The organism is Paenibacillus eucommiae, from assembly GCF_017874215.1.
Classification (GTDB): domain Bacteria; phylum Bacillota; class Bacilli; order Paenibacillales; family NBRC-103111; genus Paenibacillus_AI; species Paenibacillus_AI eucommiae.
Genome location: NZ_JAGGLB010000007.1, coordinates 71,724 through 96,767, shown reverse-complemented (window position 1 = coordinate 96,767; position 25,044 = coordinate 71,724). Strand labels below are relative to the sequence as shown.

General features: G+C 46.3%; 22 protein-coding genes. 15 read left to right on the top strand and 7 right to left on the bottom strand.

Annotated elements, in window-relative coordinates; translation table 11 throughout:
• Positions 1-3: 3 nt before the first annotated feature.
• Positions 4-615, bottom strand: a complete 612-nt coding sequence (locus J2Z66_RS12565) for a TetR/AcrR family transcriptional regulator (protein ID WP_209971758.1) — start codon at positions 613-615, stop codon at positions 4-6.
• 420 nt (positions 616-1,035) lie between these two features.
• Between J2Z66_RS12565 and J2Z66_RS12560 the strand changes: the two genes are divergently transcribed.
• Complete coding sequence (locus J2Z66_RS12560; protein WP_209971757.1) at positions 1,036-1,518, top strand: glutathione peroxidase; 483 nt, start codon at positions 1,036-1,038, stop codon at positions 1,516-1,518.
• A gap of 60 nt (positions 1,519-1,578) precedes the next feature.
• Here the strand turns inward: J2Z66_RS12560 and J2Z66_RS12555 are convergent, their stop codons facing one another.
• The 3 genes from J2Z66_RS12555 to J2Z66_RS12545 form a co-directional block, all read right to left on the bottom strand.
• A complete protein-coding gene (locus J2Z66_RS12555; RefSeq protein ID WP_209971756.1) occupies positions 1,579-1,890 on the bottom strand; it encodes a hypothetical protein in 312 nt (103 codons plus the stop codon).
• A gap of 51 nt (positions 1,891-1,941) precedes the next feature.
• Positions 1,942-2,571: a LexA family protein gene (locus J2Z66_RS12550; protein ID WP_209971755.1), complete on the bottom strand. Its 630-nt coding sequence runs from the start codon at positions 2,569-2,571 to the stop codon at positions 1,942-1,944.
• A 205-nt stretch (positions 2,572-2,776) separates the two neighbouring features.
• Positions 2,777-3,952: a MalY/PatB family protein gene (locus tag J2Z66_RS12545; protein ID WP_209971754.1), complete on the bottom strand. Its 1,176-nt coding sequence runs from the start codon at positions 3,950-3,952 to the stop codon at positions 2,777-2,779.
• Positions 3,953-4,192: 240 nt separating this feature from the next.
• On the opposite strand from J2Z66_RS12545, the gene J2Z66_RS12540 reads away from it, so the two are divergent.
• The 12 genes from J2Z66_RS12540 (at position 4,193) to cydC (ending at position 18,497) form a co-directional block, all read left to right on the top strand.
• Complete coding sequence (locus J2Z66_RS12540) at positions 4,193-5,161, top strand: aldo/keto reductase (RefSeq protein ID WP_209971753.1); 969 nt, start codon at positions 4,193-4,195, stop codon at positions 5,159-5,161.
• 77 nt (positions 5,162-5,238) lie between these two features.
• On the top strand, positions 5,239-6,282 hold the full coding sequence (locus J2Z66_RS12535) for an alpha/beta hydrolase family protein (protein ID WP_209971752.1): 1,044 nt from the start codon (positions 5,239-5,241) through the stop codon (positions 6,280-6,282).
• 47 nt (positions 6,283-6,329) lie between these two features.
• Entirely contained in the window at positions 6,330-6,791 is a 462-nt protein-coding gene (locus J2Z66_RS12530) for a YdeI/OmpD-associated family protein (protein ID WP_209971751.1), read from the top strand.
• Positions 6,788-7,267 carry a UPF0158 family protein gene (locus tag J2Z66_RS12525; protein ID WP_209971750.1) on the top strand — a complete coding sequence of 160 codons (480 nt, stop codon included), beginning with the start codon at positions 6,788-6,790 and terminating at the stop codon, positions 7,265-7,267. Before J2Z66_RS12530 ends, J2Z66_RS12525 begins: the two co-directional genes overlap by 4 nt.
• A gap of 64 nt (positions 7,268-7,331) precedes the next feature.
• On the top strand, positions 7,332-7,490 hold the full coding sequence (locus J2Z66_RS12520; protein ID WP_209971749.1) for a hypothetical protein: 159 nt from the start codon (positions 7,332-7,334) through the stop codon (positions 7,488-7,490).
• 109 nt (positions 7,491-7,599) lie between these two features.
• On the top strand, positions 7,600-8,403 hold the full coding sequence (locus tag J2Z66_RS12515; RefSeq protein ID WP_209971748.1) for a class I SAM-dependent methyltransferase: 804 nt from the start codon (positions 7,600-7,602) through the stop codon (positions 8,401-8,403).
• A gap of 807 nt (positions 8,404-9,210) precedes the next feature.
• Positions 9,211-10,203, top strand: coding sequence for an ABC transporter substrate-binding protein (locus J2Z66_RS12510; protein WP_209971747.1), 993 nt, complete (start codon positions 9,211-9,213; stop codon positions 10,201-10,203).
• A gap of 182 nt (positions 10,204-10,385) precedes the next feature.
• Positions 10,386-11,996, top strand: coding sequence for an AraC family transcriptional regulator (locus J2Z66_RS12505; protein ID WP_209971746.1), 1,611 nt, complete (start codon positions 10,386-10,388; stop codon positions 11,994-11,996).
• 508 nt (positions 11,997-12,504) lie between these two features.
• Positions 12,505-13,920, top strand: coding sequence for a cytochrome ubiquinol oxidase subunit I (locus tag J2Z66_RS12500; RefSeq protein WP_209971745.1), 1,416 nt, complete (start codon positions 12,505-12,507; stop codon positions 13,918-13,920).
• On the top strand, positions 13,904-14,920 hold the full coding sequence (cydB, locus tag J2Z66_RS12495; RefSeq protein ID WP_209971744.1) for a cytochrome d ubiquinol oxidase subunit II: 1,017 nt from the start codon (positions 13,904-13,906) through the stop codon (positions 14,918-14,920). Before J2Z66_RS12500 ends, cydB begins: the two co-directional genes overlap by 17 nt.
• On the top strand, positions 14,920-16,716 hold the full coding sequence (cydD, locus tag J2Z66_RS12490) for a thiol reductant ABC exporter subunit CydD (RefSeq protein ID WP_209971743.1): 1,797 nt from the start codon (positions 14,920-14,922) through the stop codon (positions 16,714-16,716). The genes cydB and cydD overlap by 1 nt, the downstream gene beginning before the upstream one ends.
• Positions 16,707-18,497: a thiol reductant ABC exporter subunit CydC gene (cydC, locus tag J2Z66_RS12485; protein WP_209971742.1), complete on the top strand. Its 1,791-nt coding sequence runs from the start codon at positions 16,707-16,709 to the stop codon at positions 18,495-18,497. The genes cydD and cydC overlap by 10 nt, the downstream gene beginning before the upstream one ends.
• Before the next feature lie 33 nt (positions 18,498-18,530).
• Here cydC and J2Z66_RS12480 read toward each other — a convergent pair whose 3' ends face one another.
• Positions 18,531-19,181, bottom strand: a complete 651-nt coding sequence (locus tag J2Z66_RS12480; protein ID WP_209971741.1) for a hypothetical protein — start codon at positions 19,179-19,181, stop codon at positions 18,531-18,533.
• A gap of 189 nt (positions 19,182-19,370) precedes the next feature.
• Here J2Z66_RS12480 and J2Z66_RS12475 point away from each other — a divergent pair, with 189 nt between their 5' ends.
• Both J2Z66_RS12475 and J2Z66_RS12470 read left to right on the top strand, forming a co-directional pair.
• Positions 19,371-19,700 (top strand): ArsR/SmtB family transcription factor, encoded by a 330-nt coding sequence (locus J2Z66_RS12475; RefSeq protein ID WP_209971740.1) that lies wholly within the window; start codon positions 19,371-19,373, stop codon positions 19,698-19,700.
• A 511-nt stretch (positions 19,701-20,211) separates the two neighbouring features.
• Positions 20,212-21,285, top strand: coding sequence for a glucose-1-phosphate thymidylyltransferase (locus J2Z66_RS12470; RefSeq protein WP_209971739.1), 1,074 nt, complete (start codon positions 20,212-20,214; stop codon positions 21,283-21,285).
• An 831-nt stretch (positions 21,286-22,116) separates the two neighbouring features.
• Here the strand turns inward: J2Z66_RS12470 and J2Z66_RS12465 are convergent.
• Positions 22,117-23,193, bottom strand: coding sequence for a glycosyltransferase (locus J2Z66_RS12465; RefSeq protein WP_209971738.1), 1,077 nt, complete (start codon positions 23,191-23,193; stop codon positions 22,117-22,119).
• Positions 23,194-23,220: 27 nt separating this feature from the next.
• Positions 23,221-25,005: a glycosyltransferase gene (locus J2Z66_RS12460; RefSeq protein ID WP_209971737.1), complete on the bottom strand. Its 1,785-nt coding sequence runs from the start codon at positions 25,003-25,005 to the stop codon at positions 23,221-23,223.
• Between the last annotated feature and the right edge of the window lie 39 nt (positions 25,006-25,044).

The following is a 25,044-nucleotide window of genomic DNA, read 5'->3' as shown; positions in this document are numbered from 1 at the left end:
GGGTCACTTCCTTTCCCTCAATAGAAATGCGGTGAGGATAGATGGTGAGGGCATGGTAAAGTTGCTCTTTAGTAATACTTTCATCTGAGCCAAACCCTGAATCGATGCATAAAAAAGGGCAGCCATTTCCTGCGCATCACCCGAGTAAAATTCCCCAAGCTGCTGACCCTTGCGAATGAGCTGTGCCGTAGAATCAAGCAGCCTGGCATTTACCTGGAGGATCTCTTCATAATGTTTTGAGGCTGTGGCAGCTCCAGCTAATAGCGATTGATTAATAAGGATCAGTAGATGGGCTAGTTCCTCCCCATTGATCATGTCAGTGTAGACTTCGTAGACAAACTGTGCCATTAACTTTTTAGGGGATTGATCAGATTCAAAGAAAGTAATATTACGTTTCAATCCTTCAACAGCGTAGGAAACCAATTCGTTAAATAACTGATCCTTCGTTTTGTAATGACGATACAGCAGCCCAATACTAATGCCAGCGGTATCCGCGATATTTTGAACATTCGTCGAGCCGAAACCTTGATAAACAAATAACTGCATCGCAGCTGAATGGATTTTTTCCCTAGTGGCATTGCGCATTTCTTCAAACTGTTCCTTGCTACGAGGCAAATAATTCGCTCCTTTTTAATGAATGAATTTTTACTCATTATATAATATGGAGAGTGGAATAACAATAGTCAACTCCACTGGAACAGATTCATTGTTTTTTTATAAAGTACCCTGATTAAAAGTTGATTGTTCGTTCAGACCTCTTTGCCTTAATCTCCTGATACGGAAGGACATTTTTTGATTCGAATGGATACAGTATGATTTCAACGTGTTTTCTGCCTTACCAATGTTATCTATATATTTAATGGCATTATTCAAAAACTGTCGTCATGAATAACATGTACTTGCGATAAAATGCTAGTTGCAGGTTGGCTGTCATTCGGCTTATGGCGTCGAGCTTTTTTTCCGTTCTCCTATCATGTATGATGAACTCATATACACAAAGTAGAAATGTATCGGATTTCAAGGAGGCTGTTCCAAATGTCTATATATGATTTTGAAGTTACGGGTATCCGGGGAGAAAAGCAAACGTTGGAGCCCTACCGGGGGCAAGTGCTGCTTATTGTCAACACGGCGACGAAGTGTGGGTTAGCCCCGCAATTCGCAGGATTGCAGAGTCTTCATGAGAAATATCATGACCGGGGGCTGGCTGTTCTTGGGTTTCCAAGTGGTCAATTCCGTGATCAGGAGTTAGGGCAGAATGAAGAGATTGCGCAGGATTGCGAATTGAACCATGGGGTGACATTTCCGCTTTTTTCCAAAATCGATGTCAATGGTGCCAATGCGCACCCTTTGTTTAAGTATTTATGTGAGGAAGCACGAGGGTTTCTCGGCTCTAAGCGGATTAAGTGGAATTTCACCAAGTTTGTCGTAGATCGCCAAGGTCGGGTATGCAAACGGTTCAGTCCAACAGATAAGCCCGAGCAGATGGAGAGTTTTATTGTGAAACAATTAGATAAGTAGTAGAACTAACTAAACAGAAGCGGGCACGTCTCTTGACGACTCGCTTCTGTTCATACTCTATTATTTTGCAGCGCTAGGGAACATGAGCTTCTTTATTCGGGCCTCTTGATCAATAGAGCGAACAGACAGCAGCTCCAGCGTTTGATTAGAAAATTCTTGTTTTTCTTCAATTCGGTTGACGGTTGCATTTGTATCCATAATTGCTTGCTTAATAAAAGGAATCTCCGCAACTTGGGATTTAAGATCAGCCATATCGGATTTGATGGCTACAACTTCAGTTTTAAGACCAGCTAAATCAGATTCAATCCGGTCAAACCGTTCGTTGTGAGATTGGACTTCGTGTAAAATTTGTAGTAAAAGCTGCTCGCTCATACATAGCCACTCCTCAATATTATGTAGTCTCAAAAGTTCATCTTACATAAATTAGTAGTTTATGATGGCTTTCTTCAAAGTTCCGATGACTTGCACCTGATAGTCGCCATTTGCCTCACAAATGATCGGAGGGTGCTTAGGGTTCTCGGACTGTAAAATAAGATTGTTGTCTTGCCGGTATGCGCGCCTTAAGAGCGCTTCTTGTCCGACCAATACAGCCGTTATTTCTCCATCCTCGATTTCCTTTTGTTTGCGAATTAGCAATAGATCGCCGTCATGGATTCTTGCTCCAGCAGTACCATCGTCCCGCGCACGTAAATAGAAATAATCGCCTTCATTTACCCAGGCACGTGGTGTTGGTTCATAACGCTCAATGTCTTCATAGGAGAGCTGGCCGTTACCAGAAGTGATTCTACTGACGATGGGGAGGTTGATCATCTCGGTGAGTGTGCTATGGGCGACCCCGCTTTTAATAAATAGCTCGTTTTGCTGTACTTCGAAAATTTCAGCAATTTTTTGAATGGTTGTGCCGCGCGGCAGCTTAACGCCTTTTTCCCAATCCGATACAATAGAATTGGATACGCCCAAGAGCTTTGCCATATCTTTTTGCTTCAATTGTTTGAATTTTCGCAGCCTTTTGAAGTTTTCTGAGAATATTTTGGATAATTCATTATCGGACATAAGCAACCTCCATGTAAGTTATTATACATGAAAAGGTGGAAAAGTGGGAACCTTTTTCTTGATAAATCCTCTTTTGGCGAATTTTCATGACGATTTGTGAGGGGAGGAGTGGATGAGAGCCGAAGAACGGCAAAAAAACCATCAGAAGACGCTGTTCATACTGAACTTCAGATCCTCTGACGGTTTTTGTTTTATTGTTCTATTTTTATAGAAACCCGCGGTGAAAACGCTCCAGAGCTTCCTGCAGAATCGAACGGGGGCAGGCAAGATTGATACGGACAAATCCTTGTCCACCTGCACCGAAAATCGATCCCTCATTAAAAGCTACCTTACCTTTTTCATACATTAAAGCTTTGATTCCGGCAGCATCCAGGTTGAGCTTACGGCAGTCGACCCACAGCAAATAGGTGCCTTCCGGACGCATAGCCTGCAGCTGGGGAAGATGCTCCGACAGGTAGCTGAGTGCATAATCCGCGTTATCTCCCACATAGTCGAGCATCTGCTCCAGCCATTCCTCACCCTGATTATAACTGGCTTCCACCGCAACCGGAGCGAAAAAATTCAACATATGCAGCGACAGTGTTTTTAGCTTGAAATCGAACTTCTTTTTCAGCCGCGCATTCGGTGTGACGACAAATGACACCGGAATGCCCGGCAAGTTAAATGTCTTGGTTGGAGCTAGGCAGGTTAGTGACATCTGAGCGAATTCATCCGAAATGGAAGCGAACGGGATATGCTGGTGTCCTTTGTGAATGAGATCACAGTGGATTTCGTCAGAAACGACGGTTACGTTGTATTTTTGGCACAGCTCTCCAACACTGACTAGTTCTTCGCGTTTCCATACACGCCCTCCTGGATTATGAGGATTGCATAGCAGCAGCAGCTTCGCGCCGTCCTGCATAAGCTCCTCCAGATGACCAAGGTCCATCGTATAATAGGAATCATTCAGCAGGAGTGCATTGTCCGCGACCTGCCGCCCATTCATCCGGATGACGTCGTAAAAAGGATAATAGACAGGCGATTGAAGAATCACCTTACTTCCAGGTTCGCTGAACAGGTCCACTGCAATGCTTAGGGACGGGACAATTCCGGGACTATCTGTCAGCCATTCTGGACTAATTTCCCATTGATGCCGCCGCTTGAACCAGCCTGTAATGGCATCTGTATATGCAGCCGTCTTCACCGTGTATCCGTAAATTCCTTGCGCCGCGCGTTTAGCAATCGCCTCAGCTACTGCGGGTGGACTGGAGAAATCCATATCTGCTACCCACAGGGGGAGGATGTCTTTGTCGCCGAACAGCTTCTCGGACTGATCCCATTTATAGGAATAGGTGCCGCGTCTGTCTATTACTTTGTCAAAATCGAAAGTCTTCTCACTCATTGTTGTCCATTCACCTCAATATTTGCTATTGCAGCTTGCAAACTGCCGTCAATCTTTTCAGTCATGATAACATATGGCTTGATTGAATGCTACTTGTTAGGTAGGTCGAGTTAGACAGACCTCATCATGCCCCATCATGTAGAAAAGGACATAACACCACAAATTCCAGCTTTGTCCATGAAGCATCAGGTGTGGTATTATTTTACTATCCAAGTAGTACTCGAGAGGGTGAGGTTCATTATGAATGGCAAAAAATTAGGCTCACAAGGACTGGTCGTATCTGCGTTAGGTCTTGGTTGTATGGGGATGTCTGAATTTTACGGACCTACAGATGAAACGGAATCTATTAAGACTCTGCACCGGGCATTAGAACTGGGTATTACATTTTTTGATACGGCTGATGGTTATGGCTGGGATGATGTGGGCCCTGGGGCCAATGAGAGATTGGTAGGAAAAGCGCTTGGCAAAAATCGTCATGAGGTGCAGCTTGCAACCAAATTTGGACCGCTTCGTTCGCGAACGGAAAGCTTGGGGTTAAACGGAACCCCTGCATACACCAAGCAAGCCTGTGAAGCCAGCCTTCGCCGGTTGGGAACTGACTATATAGATCTTTACTATTTGCATCGCATAGACCCGAAAGTACCTATTGAAGATACGGTAGGAGCGATGGCTGAGCTGGTGAAGGAAGGCAAGGTCCGCTTTATTGGATTGTCGGAAGCGCCTCCAGAGCAAATTCGCAGAGCGCATCTTGTTCATCCCATAACTGCCCTGCAGACTGAGTACTCCATTTGGTCCCGTGAACCGGAAATTGAAATCATAGCTGTATGCCGGGAGCTGGGAATAGGGTTCGTTCCTTATAGTCCACTTGGAAGGGGCTTTTTAACTGGAAGCATGACTAGCGCGGAGCAACTGGGAGCAGACGATTGGCGCTCGCACAATCCACGTTTCTCCGAAACAGCTTTTCAACACAATTTAAAGATTGTAGAAGAGGTAAAACGAGTTGCCAAAGCGAATGGCTGCACACCCGCACAAGCTGCATTGGCCTGGGTTGTCGCACAAGGCGACGATATGGTTCCCATTCCAGGAACTAAAAGAATCAAGTACCTGGAGCAAAATGCAGCATCCCTGGACATCAAGCTAACCAAAGAGGATTTGGAGCAAATCAACGAGATTTCACCTGTGGGTGCTACTTATGGAGAGCGCTATTAAGGTTTTTAACGATATTAACAATGAATGGAATTAACGTTATTGGCGGTATACATAAATTGAATAAGGAGCACTTAACTATGTGGAATCCGGATGCTTACCTGGAAAACCTTTATGGCAGCGTATCACCGAAATATCACTTCAAAGCACAGAGTAAGGCTGAGTGGCAGCTTTGGCAGAACGGGCTTAGGCAAGAATTGGTTGCAAGGCTGGGCGGTTTCCCTGAAGTGCCTGCGGCGCTCAACCCTGCTATATTAGAAGAAACGGAATGTGAAGGTTATATTCGCCAGCGTGTTGCATTTACGACTTATGCGGGACTCATTATGCCGGCGTATGTCTTGATTCCTGAGGAGCGTGCAGTGAAACAAGGCAAGGAAGAAAAGCAAGCGAAGCTGCCAGCAGTAGTGGCTTGTCATGGGCACGGCTATGGAAGCAGAGAAATTGTCGGTCTTGAGCAGGACGGAAGCGTTCAAAAAGGTGACCCAGGCTACCAGAAAAATTTTGCCGTGGAGCTGGTGAAACGCGGTTTTCTGGTCATCGCTCCAGAGCTGCTTGGCTTTGGGGATCGCCGGATGCAGGCTGAATTTGAAACCAATGCGCATTCCTGCCATACGTTATCTACTTATTTGCTGCAAATGGGGCAGACGATGGCGGGGCATCGCGTGTATGAGACGATCCGGGCGCTTGATTATTTGCAGCAGCGTGAGGATGTCGATCCGCGGCGGATCGGTTGTATGGGAATTTCCGGCGGTGGGCTCGTTGCTTCATTTGTGGCCGCTATTGATGATAGAGTGAGCGCTGCTGTGGTCAGCGGATATGTGAGTACGTTCAAAGAAAGTATATTATCGATCCATCACTGTGTGGATAATTACGTGCCGGGATTGAACCTGCAAGCTGAGATGCCGGATATCGTCAGCCTGATTGCGCCTAGGGCGCTGCTCATCGAAGCGGGAACGAAGGACCCTATTTTTCCGGTGACATCCGCAATTGCTGCTGCCGACCAGATTGCTGAGACATATCGCCTGCTGGGGGCGGAGGAGAAGGTTGACCGGGATATTTTCGAAGGGGATCATGAAATAAGTGGAGCAAAAGCCTACGATCTTCTCGTTCGCTGGCTGGCTTAAGACTGTGAAGAGCGCTGCATTTTTAGGATGGAAAGGAAGGGCCCTGGTTGAAGGTCTATAGCTTCGAAGCAGAAATTCTAAAACATGACGACATGGATGCGGCTTACATTACATTTCCTTACGATGTCCAGAAGGAGTTCGGAGCCAAAGGACAAGTTAAAATAAAAGCTATATTTGATGGGGAAGTGGAGTACAGAGGATCATTAGCAAAAATGGGGCTGGACCATCACTGTCTGGGCATAACTAAAAAAGTTAGGGAACAGCTGGGCAAACGTCCGGGAGATCGCATTCAAGTGAGATTAAACAAGGATGAAGAAGCGCGAATTGTAGAAATTCCTGCGGATTTGCAGGAAGAGCTGCAAGCCCATAAGCTTGAGCAGGCATTCCTGAAGTTATCCTATACAAAGCAAAAAGAAATGGTTGAATCTATCGGCCATGCCAAGAAAGCTGAAACTAGACTAAGGCGAATATCGAATTTTATTAATAATCTGAGGAGGGATGAAAAATGAAAATTAAAGCAAAGCTTCAGGACATCGTTGATGGAATGGACATGCAAATAGAGGAATATAATACATATTTAAGTCTAAAAACAGGAGAAGTAGTATCGGTTTATCAGCATGATCTTCGCACTGCAGAGGACTCCGAGGAGGGTGCGACGTTCGAACATTTGCGGGATTGGCAGCAAGAAAATATGAAGATAGCTGTAGATGTTGTAGAGGACTTTGATAACTATATTGAGCTGCCAACCAGGTTTGATATTAATGAATACGATATGATGGAGAACTTCTGCTATTCCCTTAAGAATCAGCGCCATCAGGATGCATTGTTACAGGCCATTCAAGGAAAAGGAGCTTTTCGAAGATTCAAGGATAAGATTGCAGATCTAGACATAGATGCTGAGTGGTATAGTTATAAAGAAGAAGGCTACAAGGAAAAAGCAAAAGAGTGGTGCCGGGATAACGACATTGACTTTATTGAAGATTAATTTGGGGAAGATAGGCGCTACGCGGCGACTGGGATAAAGATAAGGTGAGGAGGTGAGGTAGGAGATGAATCGCAGTGCAGGACTTATTCGTATCAGCCAGTTGCCAGTGGCATTATTTGGCATCGTTCATGTTAAATTTGTCGACGGGATACGTCTGTTCATTTTGGCCTATACAAATCTTAAATCTTACAATGCGACGAGAAACTCTCCTCCCTTGACCTGAACGGGTTTTATCATAATGGGACTGTAGGGATTTTCTCTGCGGTCCTTTTTGTTATTCCGGTCTGGGTTTGAATAGTAAACTTAAATTGACAGGAAAGAAGGAAAGCACAATGGATAGCTATAGAAAAGAAAATCAAAAAAATTGGAATGACCGGACGAAGCTCCATGAAAAATCCTCATTTTACGATCTGGATACTTTTATATCTGGAAGGTCGTCTCTATTATCGGTAGAGCTGAATGAACTTGGGGATTTGTCGGGTAAGTCGATGCTGCATTTGCAGTGCCACTTTGGGCAAGATACCTTATCTTGGGCTAGGAGGGGTGTCAAGGTGACTGGGGTCGATTTCTCCGATCAAGCCATTCAACTGGCCCGTTCGTTAAACGAAACTTTGCAGCTGGATGCCCGCTTTGTTTGTTCCGATGTATATGATATTCCGCAAGAACTGCCAAGTGAAATTTTTGATGTCGTGTACACTTCCTACGGCGTCTTGTGCTGGCTGCCTGATTTGACCCGTTGGGCGCAGATTATATATGAAATGCTGAAGCCTGGTGGAATTTTCTATATCGCGGAGCAGCATCCGTTGGCTGATATTTTCGAAGTGGTGGAGGGGCAACTGAAAATGACATACTCATATTTCGATGCTGACGCTATGAAGTTCGAGTCGGACTCATCCTATGTGGAGAGCGAGATAAAACTGAATAATAAAGTAACCTACGAATGGCTGCATCCCCTGAGCAAAATCGTCAATGCTTTGGTAGATGCTGGTCTGAAAATCAATTATATTCACGAATTTCCATTCTGCATGTACGAGAAGTTTCCTGGAGCTATGATTCAAACGGAGGATGGCTGGTGGAAATTAAAAGAGGGTGACTCCATCCCCATGCTTTTTTCGATTCAAGCGACAAAAATATAATGTTAGGGAATCCGGGTCTCAGTGATGGGGCTCGGATTTTTATCGTCACTATCCCTTTGCCTCAGGAAAGCAAAGGAAAGCAACGGCTGCTGGTAATACGTTTGCGCGTGGCATGTTTGGGCGATTTGCAGCTGATAGATCCGGGAAGGGATGTGTGAGGAAGAACGACAGTAGCAGCCCGCCTCCCTCGAAATGAGTGTGTGCTTGAGTTAGCGATGTTTTTCATTGTTAAAGTAAGGTTGTGGAGTCGCCTGGTACTTTTAACGATGAAAAACATCGTTAAAGTAACAACTCCTTCATCCCCAGCCCCCCCAGAGCCTGCGCCAACTAGGAAATCTATGAAATCTCCTCTAGCCAAGAGAAAAAAACTTGTTGGTTGTCCGTTTGAGCGTGGTGTTCGTGCGATTGTAGCTAAAGAGAGGTAAGGGGTGTGGGAGGAAGAGCGATAGCGTCCGCCTTTAAAGATTTGTTCCCACCTCCTCACCCATTTCATTCAATGGAACAAATCTTTAACAGCGGCTGGAGCCCACACCCCTTACCTCCTTACGCACTCAGGTCAAGTACGTGTGCCCCAAAGGACGCCAAAAGTTCCCTTATCGACCTAAGTAACGAGTTTGTGTAAGAAATATCGAGAGATCGTGCATTGGAAAAACAATGCCGATGTCCTATAATGATCACATTGTAATGAAAATGAGAATCATAATCATGGTAATAATCATGGTCGTGGTCGTGATCTTGATCATGGTTACAGTCATGCCATTATCATGAAAATCGCAGTAAAGAAAATGCATAGGAGTGAGTGGAACAATGGTAAGATCGGTTCGAATGGCCGTATGGGCGGCTGTGCTTTTGGTTATGATGATTGGTTTGGCGGGGTGCGGGTCAAAAGGGGAGACAGCAGAAACGGCTTCACCACAAGTAAGTAGTGATGTGAAAAAAGAGGAGACTGCTCAGCAGCAGGCCAAAACAAGAATCGTAAAGGATGAATTCGGAGACGTTGAAATTCCGGTGAATCCGCAGCGGGTTGCTGCCATCTATTTGGAGGATTATCTGGCGATGCTGGAAGTGAAGCCAGTTGTGCAGTGGTATCATCCAAACTGGGGTAAGCAGGATTATTTGGGACTGGATGCTCCTACGTTTGATATTTCTGGAAGTATCGAGGCTCTGCTGGAACAAAATCCGGATCTCATCATTGTTGACGGCGGTGCGGACGCTGCAAAATACGAGATGTATTCCAAGGTAGCTCCTACTTATCGTTTGCCGGAAGGAATGTTGACGGATTCACCACAAATTCTCAAAACAATTGCCGATCTGCTTGGAATACCGGAGAAGGCGGAAAGTGCACTGAAAAAGTACCATGACACGGTAGCTGATGCGAAAGAGAAGCTGGAGAAAGCCGTTGGCAGGGAAACCGTGGCAGTCATTCGTTTGAATACTGGCGATAAAACATTAGCGCTCTTTGGTATTGAAAATAGATTCACGGGTTCCATTTTATATAAAGAGTTAGGTTTGGAACCCCATTCGATGGCCAAAAATATGAAAGAATATCAAGCAATTCTGTCAGAGGAAGTCATTCCGGAGCTGGATGCCGATCATATTATTCTGTTTCCTTCAAATGGAACATGGACTTCGGAAGAAAATAAAGAGGCTATTCAAATGTTGGAAGGCCCACTATGGAAGTCCTTGCCTGCAGTGAAGAATGGACATGTGTATGTTATGGAAAGATCACACTGGCAGTCGGGCGCCTTTCAGGCAAATTTGATGAAGGTCGATGATATTTTAAAAGCAATGGTCAAGTAACTTTTCAAGTACCTTTTCAAGTACCTTTTCAAGTAGCTTTCCAGTACAGATAGCATTTCTCTATCGATGAATAGCAGCATAGTATCTTATTAGCAAGAAAGCTTTTCAACAGTGGTTGAAGAGCTTTCTTTTTTGCTATACAATTGAACGAACGATAATAATTCTCAGTAGGGGGAAAAAGAATGAAGGAGTTGACAGCCAGGCCGACAAAAAGCCGACCTATGTTGTATGTGTTGGCGGATATACAATATGCCACACAGTTACACGAATGCAGTACAAATAATAAAGCAGCAGGTGCATATTCACTGCTAGCAGTGACAGGCGGAAAAGGCCGGATAGCTGTTGGGGAAACGGATTCGGTACTGGAACGGGGAAAATGCTTTATTGTTCCCCCTGGCTTAACCTGTGTGATTTATCCGGGTATGCAGGGTCTTTCCTTCTACCATCTGAGCTTTGAGCAGTTGATGCCAGGGAAGTCTGATACTTCCGCCGCTGTGTCTTCCATTCTAGAGAACAGCTTATTTCCATGTCAAGGCGAGGTTACATGCACGCCCTTTTCCCGATATATTGATTTAATTGAAGCGATTTATAGTCACTATGATAACCCTGATCCTATTATGGCTTTGCAAAATCATATCCGATTCGAAGAGCTTATAGTGCTGATTTTGCAGCAAAATCTTATACCTGAGAGCGAAGGCGATGTGCGCCGCGCTGTGGAACGATCAATTGCGTATGTACGGGAGCATTATCCGGAGAAATTGACGGTTGAACAGCTGGCAGGCTTAGTAGAGGTTGGCCGCTGGAAGTATACGAAGGCGTTCAAGGAAATGACGGGCCAGATCCCGCTCGATTATGTCAATGGTGTAAGGGTTGAGCGTTCGAAGCAACTGCTGCTGATGACTGATGACAGGCTTTTCGATATTTCCCAGCGAGTGGGCTTTAACAGCGAATATTATTTTAACCGCAGGTTTAAACAAGCTGTTGGCATTTCTCCCGGGCAGTACCGGCGCAACCATCGGGAGAATCCGCGGATTTTTGCACCGTTTCTTGAAGATTATATGGTGGCGCTGGGCATAACGCCTGTTGTGCAGTTTTCGCATGCATTATGGGGGAAGCAGGATTATCTGGGGATGGAGGAAGTTCCCGTATTTGACGTTACGGTAGGTGATTGGTCTGCTCTGGCTGTTCACAAGCCGGAATTCATTTTGCTGGCTGACGGTTTTCAACGGTGGAGTCTGGGACGCTGCGACGAGCTCGCTCCAACATTCAAAATGCCGAGTCTGACTCAAGACTGGCGGTTAAAGCTGCGCAAGGCTGCTGATTTACTTGGAAAAACAGAAGCGGCTGAAGTCGTGATAAGCCGTTATGAGCGTAAAGCTGATGAGGCCAAAAAAATTCTTAAGAAGGCAGCCAAAGGACAGACAGTCGCCTGCCTGCGTATTTCTGCAAGCTCTGTTACGCTTTATGGCGGTCCTGAGCGGGGTTACACGGGACCTGTGCTGTACAAGGATCTTGCTTTGGAGCCGCATCCGCTTGTGATGCAATTAGCTGCGGGTGTCAATCGGGTCGCATTGTCTCCGGAATCGCTCTCCCGTTTAGATGCTGATCATTTGTTCATTACATTTGACAAGGAAGAAGGGGAAGGTAGAGAGCTTTTAGACACCCCGCTGTGGAAAGGACTTCGTGCTGTAAGGAATCAATGTGTATACGAAGTGGATTTCCTTAGCTGGATGAATTACGGGATATTGTCACACAGTAAAAAAATTGACGATGTACTCCTGGTCATGGGGTGAGCGGCGGCCGGCAGGCCGCAAGCATCATTGGCGGGTATACTGCTGCCTTCCGCTGATTAATGCTCCCGGCAAGCTCCGAAATCAGCCTTGGAAGAGGCGATAAATATTGCTTCTAAATCACCCCGAGTCACCCTAAATCACTCTCGTTCACAAGCTGTTCATGTACAATTCACAATGTGTTCATCGCTGTAACCCTTTTGAGCCATGCAAAAGTCTCATAACTTGATATAATAAAGGTAACCGGAAAGGAATCTCCGAATGGTTCTAAATATCCAGAAGCGAAAGGATCCCGCTATGGAATTAGAAGCTTACGGTGAGGAAATACGGACTAAGTTAGTCTTATTTGTGAATTTTTTCACAACTCTTGAATTTGTTAATTGCTAATTCGCTAATTCAATTATTCACTTATTCACTTATCCGTAAATCGCTAGTTCATTAACTCGCTCTATTTGATGCTTGGAATTCCGGTACAGCTTATATTTTGCTAAAGAAGGAAGGAGTCGGAATCATGGACATTGTTGATCTCGCGCGTCTTCAGTTTGCTACAACCACTATCTTTCATTACATCTTTGTTCCGTTATCCATTGGACTGACGCTTCTTGTCGCCATCATGGAGACCTTGTATGTAAGAAAGGGAGATGAAATTTACAAAAGAATGGCCCAGTTTTGGGGCAAATTCTTATTGATTAACTTCGCCGTTGGCGTCGTAACAGGCATTCTGCAGGAATTTCAATTTGGGATGAATTGGTCAGACTTCTCGCGCTTTGTCGGGGACGTCTTTGGAGCACCGCTTGCGATTGAAGCACTGCTTGCCTTTTTCCTCGAATCTACATTTATAGGTTTATGGATTTTTGGTTGGGATAGGCTATCTAAAAGAATGCATTTGGCCTCCATGTGGCTGGTAGCGATTGGAACTACGCTTTCGGCATTATGGATTTTGGCGGCTAACTCGTTTATGCAGCGTCCTGTTGGCTTTGAGATCAATAACGGACGTGCAGAAATGACTGACGTATTCGCTTTACTGACCAATGGGCAGCTGTTGTGGGAATTTCCGCATACGGTGTTCGCAGCGTTTTTGACTGGAGCCTTCCTGATTGCCGGGATTAGCGCTTATAAGCTGCTGAAACGTAAGGATGTTGTTTTTTTCAAAAAATCATTTCAAATCAGTATCATTGTGGGCCTGATCTCTTCCATCGCTGTTGCGCTGTTTGGCCACCAGCAGGCTGAGTACCTGGTTCATACGCAACCGATGAAGATGGCAGCCAGTGAAGCGCTCTGGGAAACTAGTGATGACCCAGCACCTTGGACCGTGTTTGCCACCATCGATCCTGACAAGCAGGAAAATGGGTTTGAATTTAAAATCCCTTATATGCTCAGTGTTCTATCCTACAGCAAGTTCTCTGGTTCGGTTCCAGGCATGAAGGAGCTGCAGGCGGAGTATGAGCAGACTTACGGTCCGGGAAATTATATCCCTCCTGTCCGGACGACGTTCTGGAGTTTCCGTATTATGATCGCCGGTGGCATGGGGATGATTTTCCTGGCGATGTATGGCGTTTATCTGACGATGAGAAAGAAATTGGATCTGGCGAACAAGTGGTTCTGGCGCATGATGGTTGCAGCGATATCGCTGCCGTTCATCTCTAATACCGCGGGCTGGATTATGACGGAAATGGGCCGTCAGCCGTGGACCGTTTTTGGACTTCTGCGGACAGAGGACTCCGTTTCACCTAACGTAACTACAGGGCAGGTTTGGTTTTCATTAATATCTTTTTCGACCATTTACCTTATTCTTCTCTTTATATTGATCTTTCTGTTTGTACGTGTTGCTAAACAAGGCCCAGGCAGTGAACATGAAGAAAAGGCCGAGCCTAAGTCAGAAGATCCTTTCGATCAGGAGGTGTCTCACGATGCTATCATTAAATGAGGTTTGGTTTCTGCTTGTCGCGCTTTTGTTCGTAGGTTTCTTTTTTCTGGAAGGCTTTGACTTCGGTGTTGGCATGTCTACAAAGCTGCTGGCAAAAAGTGATGGTGAACGCCGGGTGCTGATCAACTCGATCGGTCCGTTCTGGGATGCTAATGAGGTATGGCTGATCACGGCCGGAGGTGCGATGTTCGCTGCATTCCCTCACTGGTATGCTACTTTGTTCAGCGGCTTCTATACACCCCTTGTAGTCGTTCTGCTGGCGCTCATCGGGCGGGGTGTCGCCTTCGAATTTAGAGGCAAGGCAGACGGGGTACTATGGAAAAAAACATGGGACCTGGCGATTTTCTTTGGCAGTTTGCTGCCTCCGTTTTTGTTCGGTGTCGTTTTTTCAGCGCTGCTGAAAGGACTGCCCATCGATGCGAGCATGGAAATGAATGCCGGATTTACGGATATAGTCAATGTCTACACGGTTACAGGCGGAATTGTCGTCGTTATTCTTTGCCTGCTGCACGGCTTAACGTTCACGACGCTAAGAACATATGGCGATTTGCGGGAACGGGCGCGGGTAATGGCGAGAAGGCTGCTGCCGTTATTGGCTGTACTCATGGTCATCTTCGGTGTTATGACTTACCTGATGACCGATGTATTTGAAGTTAGAGGTATAGTGTTATCGATTATGACGGTTGCCGGTATTATCGCATTTGTTCTTTCCGGCTATTTTATGAAGCTGAAAAAGGATGCTTGGGCGTTCGGAATGACAGGCGCTATGATTATTATATCCGTTGCTTCCATATTTATCGGCATGTTCCCGAGAGTCATGATTAGCTCTATTGATAGTGCATTCAATTTGACGCTTTACAATGCGGCCTCTAATCCGTATTCGCTGAAGGTGATGACGATCGTGGCGGTGACCCTGCTTCCCTTTGTGCTGGGATACCAAGCCTGGAGCTATTTCGTCTTTCACAAGCGGGTACACGAAGATGACCATCTGGAATACTGATGGGCAAAGAACTGTTCGGCTATGAGGGAAGCAAGCCGACGATCTTGCTCATCGCCCTGCTTGCTCTCGTGCAGGGAGCAGCTGTTATTGGCCAGGCTCTAGGCCTGGCTCAAGCTATCAGCGCCCTGTTTGCCGGTCAGGCAGTTTCCGATATTACCGGGCCGCTGCTGTTATTTGTTGGTGCCTTTATAGTTCGTCAGCTCTCCGTCCGGTTTCAACAAACGATAGCTGGCCGGTTTGCTGAGGCAACGAGCATTTCCCTGCGCAAAAAGCTTCTCAAGCGTTTGTTTGAACTGGGACCCCGCTTCACAGGTAAGCATGGCGCAGGCAATCTGGTGACGCTGGCGCTGGAGGGCGCTGCCCAGTTCCGTACTTACCTGGAGCTGATCGTTCCCCGTGGGGTTGGTACAGCTGTTATTCCGGTCATGGTGCTTGGCTTTGTGCTTATGCAGGATGTGGTCGCCGGAGTTATCTTGATTGTCACGATGCCGATCCTGATCGGGTTTATGATATTGCTTGGCTTGGCAGCACGCAAGCAGATGGATAAGCAATGGAAATCGTACCGGATTCTTGCCAATCATTTTACCGATTCGCTGCGCGGACTGGAGACGCTCCGATTTCTGGGACGCAGCCGCAGTCATGGCACCACGATCGAACAGGTAAGCACGAAGTACCGCTCAGCCACGATGCGCACGCTTCGTGTGGCTTTCCTGTCTTCGTTTGCACTTGATTTTTTTACGATGCTTTCGGTAGCTTCTGTAGCCGTCAGCTTGGGACTTCGTTTGGTGAACGGTGGGATCGGGCTGGAAGCAGCGCTTCTTGTGCTTATATTAGCCCCGGAATATTTTCTTCCGGTGCGGATGGTAGGCTCCGATTACCATGCGACCTTGAATGGCAAGGAGGCAGGGCTGGCGATTCAGTCGATTATCGATGAAGCGGCAACTGCAACAGTGACTGGGACTGCAGCCGCAAAGTCTGAGCCTCAAGAGCTTCAAGAGTCTCAAGAAACTCAAGAGCTTCCGGCTTCTATAACGAATTGGTCGGTAGACGATCCGATTGGGTTATGTTCGATTCAAGTGAACGGGGAAGCGGAGAGCCGCCCTCTTGTAAGAGACGTGACTGCCCAGCTTAAGGGGGCACGAAAGATTGGCATCGTCGGAGAGAGTGGTGCCGGCAAGTCGACCTTGATCGATGTAATCGGCGGATTTATTGCTCCCTCGACTGGCGGTGTAAGCATTAACGGCAGTATTCTGGGGCCGTCGAACAAGGCTGCATGGCAGCGGAAGATCGCTTATATTCCGCAGCACCCGCATCTGTTCAGCCTGTCGCTGGCTGACAATGTCCGGTTCTACGAGCCGGAGGCCTCGCAGCAGGAGGTAGAAGCGGCGATCCGTGCGGCCGGGTTATGGGAGCTTGCGCAAAGTCTCCCCAACGGATGCGATGAAATGATCGGCGACGGCGGGCGGACGCTTAGTGGCGGGCAGGCGCAGCGTGTGGCTCTGGCCAGAGCTTTCCTTGGCAGCAGGCCGCTTGTCCTGCTTGACGAACCAACCTCACATCTGGATATTGAAACAGAGCTGGAATTAAAGCGGACTATGCTGGACCTTTTTGCTGACAGGCGGATTGTGCTGGCAACCCACCGTCTGCACTGGATGCCAGAAATGGATCATATTCTGGTGATGCATGAGGGAAATCTTGCGGAATGGGGCACACATGAGCAGCTGCTTGCCCAGCGGGGCATATATTATGAGCTGTTTGCTGCACAAGCGAAAGGAGTGCGAATAGGATGCGAGTAGGAGAAGGCTGGTTCATCCCTTATATTCGTCGTCACTTGGGAAGGTTTGCGATAGCCGCCTTGCTGGGTGGCATTGCCGTTCTTTGTGCTGCAGCGCTGCTGTTTACATCTGGGTATTTGATTTCTAAATCGGCTATGCGCCCCGAAAATATATTGATGGTGTATATACCAATCGTCCTTGTACGCGCATTCGGTTTCAGTAAAGCGGTGATGCAATATTTGCAGAGACTGGTTGGACATGATACGGCACTGCGTATTTTATCCAGCATGCGCGTCAGGCTTTACCATGCGCTGGAGCCTCAGGCTGTCTTTATTCGTTCCCGCTTTCGCACAGGCGATATGTTGGGGCTGTTGTCCGAGGATATCGAGCAGCTGCAAAATATATATTTGCGTACCGTTCTGCCGATTGTTACGGCTGTCGTCATTTATGCTGCGGGTATCGCGGTATTGGGTCGTTTTGACGGGGCGTTTGCTCTCTGGATGGCCTTGTATATCGGGATTCTGTTATTTATAGTGCCTATGGTTTCATTATGGATTGTTTCGGCCAAACAGCTGCAATTGAAGCGTGGAAAAAGATTGCTGTATCAGCAGCTCACCGATGCTCTGTTCGGTATGCGGGATTGGGCTGTCAGCGGTCGTTCATCCCGGTTTCACGAGGTGTATGATGAAGCAGAAGGCCATGTCATGCGTGTGGAGAGATCACTGAGCAGCTGGCAAAGCTGGAGGAACTTTTTTACGCAAAATGTGGCGGCAATCGCAGTTGTATTCACAGTTTGCTGGGCAGGTGCTCAGGCAGAGGCAGGCAATCTGGCTATGACCTATATTGCAGCATGTGCTTTGGTTGTATTCCCGCTCATGGATGTTTTCACATCGGCAGCGGAGGCTGTAGACCAGGTTCCTGCCTACAAGGAATCTTTCAGAAGATTGGAGCAGGTTGAAGCGGCTGCTTCAGTCTCAGGAACTTCATCAGGAACTTCTTCCGGAACTTCTTCAAATAAACCGTTACAGACCGGCCAAGTGGTGCATCAAGAGCAAAAGATTCAGCAAGTGCACATTCGTCTCCAGGATGTGAGCTACAGCTACGAAGGGGCGGAGAGCAGCAGTGTTAGCAAAGTCTCTTTGGATATTCCCCAAGGCAAACGGATTGCCCTAATTGGCCGCAGCGGGGCAGGGAAATCGAGCCTGCTGAATTTGATTCAGGGGGCGCTGGTACCTGAGGAGGGCCAGGCTGAGGTGAATGGACAACCCGCCTACACATGGGGGGAGAGGATACCCGAAATCTTCTCTGTACTCAACCAAAAGCCTCATTTGTTCAATACAACGGTTGCGAACAATATACGCTTGGGCAGGACGGCAGCTACAGAAGCAGATATACATCAAGCAGCTGAGCTTGCCCAGCTGGGGGGACTGATTGCCCAGCTTCCGGATGGCTATGATACAAGGGTAGAGGAGACAGGACAGCGGTTTTCCGGAGGTGAACGGCAGCGGATTGCTCTGGCGCGCATCCTTTTGCAGGATACTCCTGTTGTATTGCTGGATGAACCGACGACAGGCCTCGACCCGGTAACGGAAAGGGAGCTGCTGGCTACGATGTTCCGGGTGCTGGAAGGAAAAACCCTGATCTGGGTCACTCATCACCTGTTTGGCGCAGAGCTCATGGACGAGGTTGTTTTCATGGAAAACGGGGCTGTAACGATGCACGGAACACATGAGCAGCTAATGAGCGAGTCAAGCCGGTATCGGAAGCTGTATGAGCTTGATCACCCGCAGTTCACTTTATAGTTTGTTAAAGCTTTTATTACTTTAATGCTGTAGCTATTGCTGCAACTGTTGCTTCTGCTGCTGTTTGTATGCGGCGCATGCTTTATGGAAACGATAAAAGGGGCTCGATAACAATCGGATGTTCCTTTTTATTTTGCTTATTTTCTCCTTGTCATGCCGGTGTACAAGTAATTGGTCCATGTTTTTATCTATTTTTTCTCTCAGAGTAAGAATGAAGCCAATCGCAATATGTCCTTCGGCCAGCTCCTGCAAATCAGCAGCGAGGGCTTCACTGACCAGTCGGGTGTCACAGGCTGATAATGATGTATGTGTTGTAAAAAAATCAGGAGTGAAATCTTCCCGGTAATCCTGCCCAGGCACCTGCTCCCAAAATTCATTCCATCCCTCTAAAAGCTCCATTTCATACAAAACAAATTTAAGAAACCCACATAGCCAAGCCGTACAGCTTGTATTCCGGAGTTGACAGCCAAAGCCGTTCGAGAGATGTCGGCAGCCGTTGCAGCAGGAACCGCCATTTCGAATACATACCCGGCAAATCTGATCCGTTCCAGCTTCTTTTAAAAAATGAAGGCCTGACTCAATAACCATCGATTTGCTGACTTTTTGCAAAGCAGGAGTAGGCATTGGCTCCAGAAGGGACTGTGAATTTCTCTTCAGCTTGCTGCTAGGTGTAAAGCCTGGCATTAGCATCCACTCCTTTCCTTTAGTATTTATTGTGTAAAAATCAAATATTCAATTATTTGAATATATAAGGTATTATACTTCATCTACACTGAGCTTTACAATTGCCAAGCTATAATTGTCTTTTATTCGTTTATGAAACTGTGCTATCATATTCATATATTCAAATGTTATGACTAAGGGGCTTAAACCATGAATCAAAATATACAACAATTTAAAGCCGAATTTTTCAAGGCGCTGGCACATCCGATGCGGATTCGAATTCTTGAAGTGCTGAGCGAAGGGGACAAGAATGTCAATGAGCTGCAAGCCATCTTGGGCTCGGAAGGCTCTGCCGTTTCCCAGCAGCTGGCCGTTCTCAGAAATAAAAGCGTAGTTTATGGCATTAAAGATGGGACATCTGTTATTTACTCGTTAAGGGATCCGTTGATTAAGGACTTGTTAACTGTAGCTAAACAGATTTTTGACAATCATCTTGTCGATGCGATTTCCCTACTTGAAGTGATTCGCAACGAGAATTGAACATCAGTTAAGTGCCTGCAATCTATACAAGCTGGTGCTTTAAAGTGCAACATTAGTGATGCCGCAGGGCGTTTTTTTCTGAAAACCGGTCCAAGCATCCTCATCCCAAGTTCATCCCTAAGAAAGCCTAACACCCCTAATACCACCTAAGTATGGGCATCACCCAATTCTAGCCTAACATCAACCAATTGCCATTCGAATGCCACCCTAAACCTACCCCATACCATATCAATAACACATCAGTACCAACATCAGCACTAACACCAGTATCACATCAATACCACCCGAATACCATTCATTGCTATCCCAAATTCTCTTTGCCCCAATTCAACATCGCCTTCAAATAGCACACAAAGGGAACCCAAAAGCATAAAAGCTAAAAAATGCACGAAATCATGCACCCTCCCAAGATAAGTACCGTGCCAACTGGAAACCTGTCTCCATACAGTGATAAGAAGACATTGTGCTTGCAAAAAGAGAAGGGATTACTCTATAGTGGGAGGTTTTTTATTTGAAAGGCTTGATTTTATGCGGAGGAGTAGGCTCTCGTTTGCGCCCCCTGACGTTTTCCCGACCCAAGCATTTATTGCCATTGATGAATAAACCGGTTCTTTTCTATGGAATCGAAGCGATGATCCAGGCTGGCATTAAAGAAATTGCCGTAGTTGTTTCTCCCAGCTATCGCAAAGTGTTTGATGAAGCCTTGCAGGGTGGAGCACCGTGGAACATAGCCATTTCATTGATCGAACAGCAAGAACCAAAAGGGCTGGCCGATGCCGTTCGAGCGGCGGAGCCTTTTATTCAACAAGATGACTTTCTTTTATACTTGGGTGATAATGTGATTGACGGCTCGCTGCTGCCTCTGATTCACAAGTTCCAGACGGAAAATCTGGATGGGCTGGTGTCCGTCAGCAGTGTGGAGGCTCCTGAACGATTCGGTGTCGTTCAACTGGATGGAGAGAAAATTGAAAAGGTAGTGGAAAAGCCGAAAAATCCGCCAAGCAATTTGGCAATTAATGGGGTTTATTTGTTTCGGCATACACTGTTTGGAGCGATTTCCAAAATTCATCCTTCAGCACGTGGTGAATATGAATTAACCGATGCCATTCAACAACTGATCGATGATCATTACCAGCTGGGTGTTTTTCGTTCTCCTTATTGGTGGAAGGATACGGGACTCCCTAAAGATTTGATTACTTGCAATCAATATTTTTTACAGAAGCTTGACAGAATCTCTATAAAAGGAACCGTCGATCAGGAGTCTAGTATTTCCAACTCAGTGGTTATCGGAGAACATGCCCGTATTATTAACAGTGTCATCCGTGGACCGGTTATTATAGGAGAACATGCTATTATTGAAAATTCTTATATTGGTCCCTATTCTTCGATTTCGAACCATGTATCCATCTACAACTGTGAGCTTGAGAATAGTATTGTGATGGAGAATACCTTGCTGGACTGCATACCTCATCGGATCGATGAAAGCTTGATTGGTGGAGAAGTGAAAATGATTGGCAAATCGCAGCAGCCCCAATGCATTCAGTTGTGGGTAGGCGATCATTCACAGATCTACTTTCCACGATAACTACAACCTCAAAAGACGCCTTGCGGCGTCTTTTTGAGGATCGTGTTCGTTACGGAGGCGTGTGTGGAGCGAATGGGTGTGGGCTCCAGCCGCTGTTAAAGATTTGTTCCCTGAATTGAATATAAAGGGTTGGAACAAATCTTTAAAGGCGGACGCTATCGCTCTTCCTCCCACACCCATTCCCTCTTCCAACTGCAAATCGCACGAACACCAAGCTCAAACGGACAGCCAGCAAGGGTTTTTCTCTTGAGTAGAGGAGATTTCCAAGCGGGCAAAGGCGCTGGGGGATGAAGAGCTGCTAGTTAGCGATGTTTTTCATCGCTAAAAGCATGGGGCGTCTCCACAACCTTACTTTAACAATGAAAAACATCGTTAAAATCCCTTTTTACCACCCAAAGAGACGATCCGTACTCATATAGCGATGAAAATCATCATTAAAGTGGCTGCTTGCCTGAAAACATTCACTTTAACGATCAAAAACATCGTTAACTGAAACACGTGCACAATTTGCGGATTCGGGAGCGGTGGGGGGCTGCTATGGGATTGCTCTTCTACCAAGAACATGTTCTTCCCAGTAAAGTTCATTAATTAGGCCATGATTTCTCCTAAGTAGAAATCACGGCCTTTTCTTGAAAAGTACTTCACAGCGATAAAATGTAGAGAATGACACCAGTTGGGCATCCTTATCAGAGTCTAACCTGCCATCGGGGGCAAAAAAGATACATTTGTACTTTAGCATAACAGTGGCTGGAGCCCACATCCATTCCCTCCCCCTGGCACCCACGTCATGAACATGCACCTCAAAAGGACGCCAAAAGGCGTCCTCTCACATTACTTGTGCTTCAAAATTTCATCATAGTATTTCTTTTGTTTTTTCAATTGCAAAGCCATATTAAAGTCGGATTCCACTTTTTTTCGGGCGTTTTCCCCCAGTTTGGCCCAGCTTTTGGGGTTGTTTATTAACCAGTTCATGGCTTTAGCCAACTGATTCACGGATCTTTCAGGCACGAGCAGGCCTGATATCTTGTTTTTGACCAGCTCCGGGATTCCGGCATGGGTCGTTGAAATCACGGGCATTCCCGTAGCCATCGCTTCTTTGAGCGTGTTCGGAATGCCTTCCTGGTTTCCATCCTTGCTGGTGCAGCTTGGGGCGCAGAAAACATGGGAACGGTAGTATTTATCCTGGATTTTCCGGTAATTGACCCATGGAATGATTTGAACGCTGCTGCCAAGCTGCAATTTTTTAATCAGTTTGCGGTATTCGGCTTCACTCGGGCCTTGCCCGACTAATGTTAATTTAATATTGGAGTGCCGCTTCTTTACGTCTGCAAAAGCACGGATCAGGTCGCCAAATCCTTTTTTCTCAACGAAGCGGCCGATCGCCAAAAATCGGATTTTTTCTTTCCCGCTTACTTTGCGGGACCTGGATTTAAAGCGGTCCAAGTCAACGCCTCCGTACAAGACACGAATCTTATCCTCCGGACAGCCCAATTTGATGATTTTTCGTTTGAGATGCTCACATACCGGGAAAAACATATCAGCGCTCCGAAAAAGCTTTTTCAGCTTTAACAGATTTTGCTTCTTTTTCGGATAAGCGGTGGCATCATTACCACGAAAGCCGACAAACATAGGAAGTCCGTACTTCTCTTTAAGAAACAGAAATTTCGGTGCCAAAGAACCGTGATGAATATGAATGCCAACCACGTTGGATTGCTTCAAAAGATCTGGGTTTTGTTTGATTGCATCTACGGAGAGAACGTTTGAAAACGGGGAGTGGAGCCGTTTCTCTTTTGATTTACGAGTCATCATAACTCCACGGTATCCGTCGATTCCGTTAATTTGCGGAGTTACATGGCCATCTTCCAACGAGTACTTATGATGCAGAATAGCAGAGTTCGTTTGTTTCACAGATGGTTCCTCCTTGTTGATATCATCTTAAGGCCGGTTATACATGCCTTTTCTTTGCTGGCCATAGGTGCGATGATTTCCATATTTTCTATCGAGCGAGTTCAAGGTAGCCTTGTTCCATTGATATAAGTCATAGGCGGTTTTTCTGATTTTAGGGTGACGGCCAGCGGCTGGTATTTCCTTGCGGTGATGTCTGCGGTAAACGACCAAGGGTGTTTTTTGACAGTATCCGCGGTAACGGCTTGCTAGACGAAGCCATATATCCCAATCTTGGGAATAACGGTATTTGGAGTTGAAAAGTCCGGTTGTATCAAAGCAGCTATGGTGGATAACAGCCGTTGAGGTTCGGATCGTGAATTTTCGCCTGTACAAATGAAACCGGAATTCGTTAATATTTGTAATTTTTTTGATGTTACTAACGAGTCTCTTTTTCTTTCCCCTTCTAGCCTCATAGTACCAGCTGTATAAAAATTGACAGTTTGGATTGGATTCCAAAAATTTTTTATTTTTCTCCAATTTATGAGGCAGAAAAAGATCGTCAGAGTCTAGAAAAGCGATGTATTTCCCTTTTGCCAAACGGATCCCCGTATTTCTTGCCACTGAAGGTCCGCTGTTCTTCTGATACACATATCGGACTTGCGAACCAAAGGAGTTGATTATTTTTGCGGTGTGGTCTGTTGAGCCGTCATCAACAACGATAATTTCATAATCCGTGCATGTTTGCTGCAGCACACTTTTAATTGTTTTTCCGATAAAGCGTTCGCGGTTATAGGTGGGAATGATGACGCTGAAGAAAGGTCGCTCACTTTCCTTTTTTTCGTGCTCCTGGATGACGTGATCGAACAGCCGCTCCAATTTCTCCGTCTGGACATTCCGGTTGAAGTCAGCTTCGATTTTCGCCCGGGCATTCCTCCCAAGCTCACTCCATGTTTCAGGCTGCCGGATCAAATCGATCAGCTTGCGGACAAGCCCATTCACGTCTTTTTCGGCTACGAGATGCCCGGTTCGGCCATCTTCAATTAATTCCGGAATTCCGGAGTGAAAAGTGGATACAACCGGAAGCCCGCAGGCCATGGCCTCTTTGATGGCATTGGGAATACCTTCCTGATTTCCTGTCCGGTCCTCCATGCTCGGAAGGCAAAATATATGTGACCGTTCCAATTGCTTGACGACCTCTTGGTGGGAAAGCGCCCCCTTAAATTCGACATGCTTATCGATGCGCAGTTTTTTACTTAACTTCTGCAATTTATTTTTTAATGCACCTTCCCCGACCAGGGTGAGGCGGGCTTGCGGAATGGTCTGCTGGAGGCGTTGAAAAGCTTTAAGCAGTAACTCAGCCCCCTTCTTTTCCACCATCCTGCCGACATAAATAATGTTCAACGGACCCTCTTCCGGAAAAGACCTTTCTTTGTAGGTAAATTGATCGAGATCAATTCCGCTGTACTGCACCGTAATTTTATCTTCCGGGCAGCCATGCTTCATTAATTCGCGCTTCATAGCCTGACAAGGAACGGTAAAGCATTCTCCGATAGCAAACAGCCGCTGCAGCGATTTTTTGTGCTTTCTCATTCTATCGGTGCCTGGTGAATCACAGCCGTGAAAAGAAGTGACGAGCGGAACGCTCCACTTTTCTTTCAGTGGGAGCATCCGAATGCCTGAGGTGCCGAACCGGGCGTGGATCAGCTGGAAAAAGCCTTTCCGCAGCAGTCTGTTCAACTGGTGATGCCCGTGATCGATTCTTACATTTTCGCATGGAAAAGAATTTGTATTTCTTTGTTTCCCGCAAAAAATATAAGGCTTATAGCGCTTCATTTGCTTGATCTCGCCGTAAATAAAAGTTTCACTGATCGG

Excerpts from the sequence above, each read along its gene's own strand:
- J2Z66_RS12555 (WP_209971756.1), bottom strand. The coding sequence starts at position 1,890 with ATGAGCGAGCAGCTTTTACTACAAATTTTACACGAAGTCCAATCTCAC.
- J2Z66_RS12550 (WP_209971755.1), bottom strand. The coding sequence starts at position 2,571 with ATGTCCGATAATGAATTATCCAAAATATTCTCAGAAAACTTCAAAAGG.
- cydC (WP_209971742.1), top strand. The coding sequence starts at position 16,707 with ATGCGAGTAGGAGAAGGCTGGTTCATCCCTTATATTCGTCGTCACTTG.
- J2Z66_RS12515 (WP_209971748.1), top strand. The coding sequence starts at position 7,600 with ATGGATAGCTATAGAAAAGAAAATCAAAAAAATTGGAATGACCGGACG.
- J2Z66_RS12545 (WP_209971754.1), bottom strand. The coding sequence starts at position 3,952 with ATGAGTGAGAAGACTTTCGATTTTGACAAAGTAATAGACAGACGCGGC.
- J2Z66_RS12500 (WP_209971745.1), top strand. The coding sequence starts at position 12,505 with ATGGACATTGTTGATCTCGCGCGTCTTCAGTTTGCTACAACCACTATC.
- J2Z66_RS12520 (WP_209971749.1), top strand. The coding sequence starts at position 7,332 with ATGAATCGCAGTGCAGGACTTATTCGTATCAGCCAGTTGCCAGTGGCA.
- J2Z66_RS12510 (WP_209971747.1), top strand. The coding sequence starts at position 9,211 with ATGGTAAGATCGGTTCGAATGGCCGTATGGGCGGCTGTGCTTTTGGTT.
- J2Z66_RS12480 (WP_209971741.1), bottom strand. The coding sequence starts at position 19,181 with ATGCCAGGCTTTACACCTAGCAGCAAGCTGAAGAGAAATTCACAGTCC.
- J2Z66_RS12560 (WP_209971757.1), top strand. The coding sequence starts at position 1,036 with ATGTCTATATATGATTTTGAAGTTACGGGTATCCGGGGAGAAAAGCAA.
- J2Z66_RS12535 (WP_209971752.1), top strand. The coding sequence starts at position 5,239 with ATGTGGAATCCGGATGCTTACCTGGAAAACCTTTATGGCAGCGTATCA.
- cydD (WP_209971743.1), top strand. The coding sequence starts at position 14,920 with ATGGGCAAAGAACTGTTCGGCTATGAGGGAAGCAAGCCGACGATCTTG.
- J2Z66_RS12525 (WP_209971750.1), top strand. The coding sequence starts at position 6,788 with ATGAAAATTAAAGCAAAGCTTCAGGACATCGTTGATGGAATGGACATG.
- J2Z66_RS12475 (WP_209971740.1), top strand. The coding sequence starts at position 19,371 with ATGAATCAAAATATACAACAATTTAAAGCCGAATTTTTCAAGGCGCTG.
- cydB (WP_209971744.1), top strand. The coding sequence starts at position 13,904 with ATGCTATCATTAAATGAGGTTTGGTTTCTGCTTGTCGCGCTTTTGTTC.
- J2Z66_RS12505 (WP_209971746.1), top strand. The coding sequence starts at position 10,386 with ATGAAGGAGTTGACAGCCAGGCCGACAAAAAGCCGACCTATGTTGTAT.
- J2Z66_RS12540 (WP_209971753.1), top strand. The coding sequence starts at position 4,193 with ATGAATGGCAAAAAATTAGGCTCACAAGGACTGGTCGTATCTGCGTTA.
- J2Z66_RS12460 (WP_209971737.1), bottom strand. The coding sequence starts at position 25,005 with ATGAAGCGCTATAAGCCTTATATTTTTTGCGGGAAACAAAGAAATACA.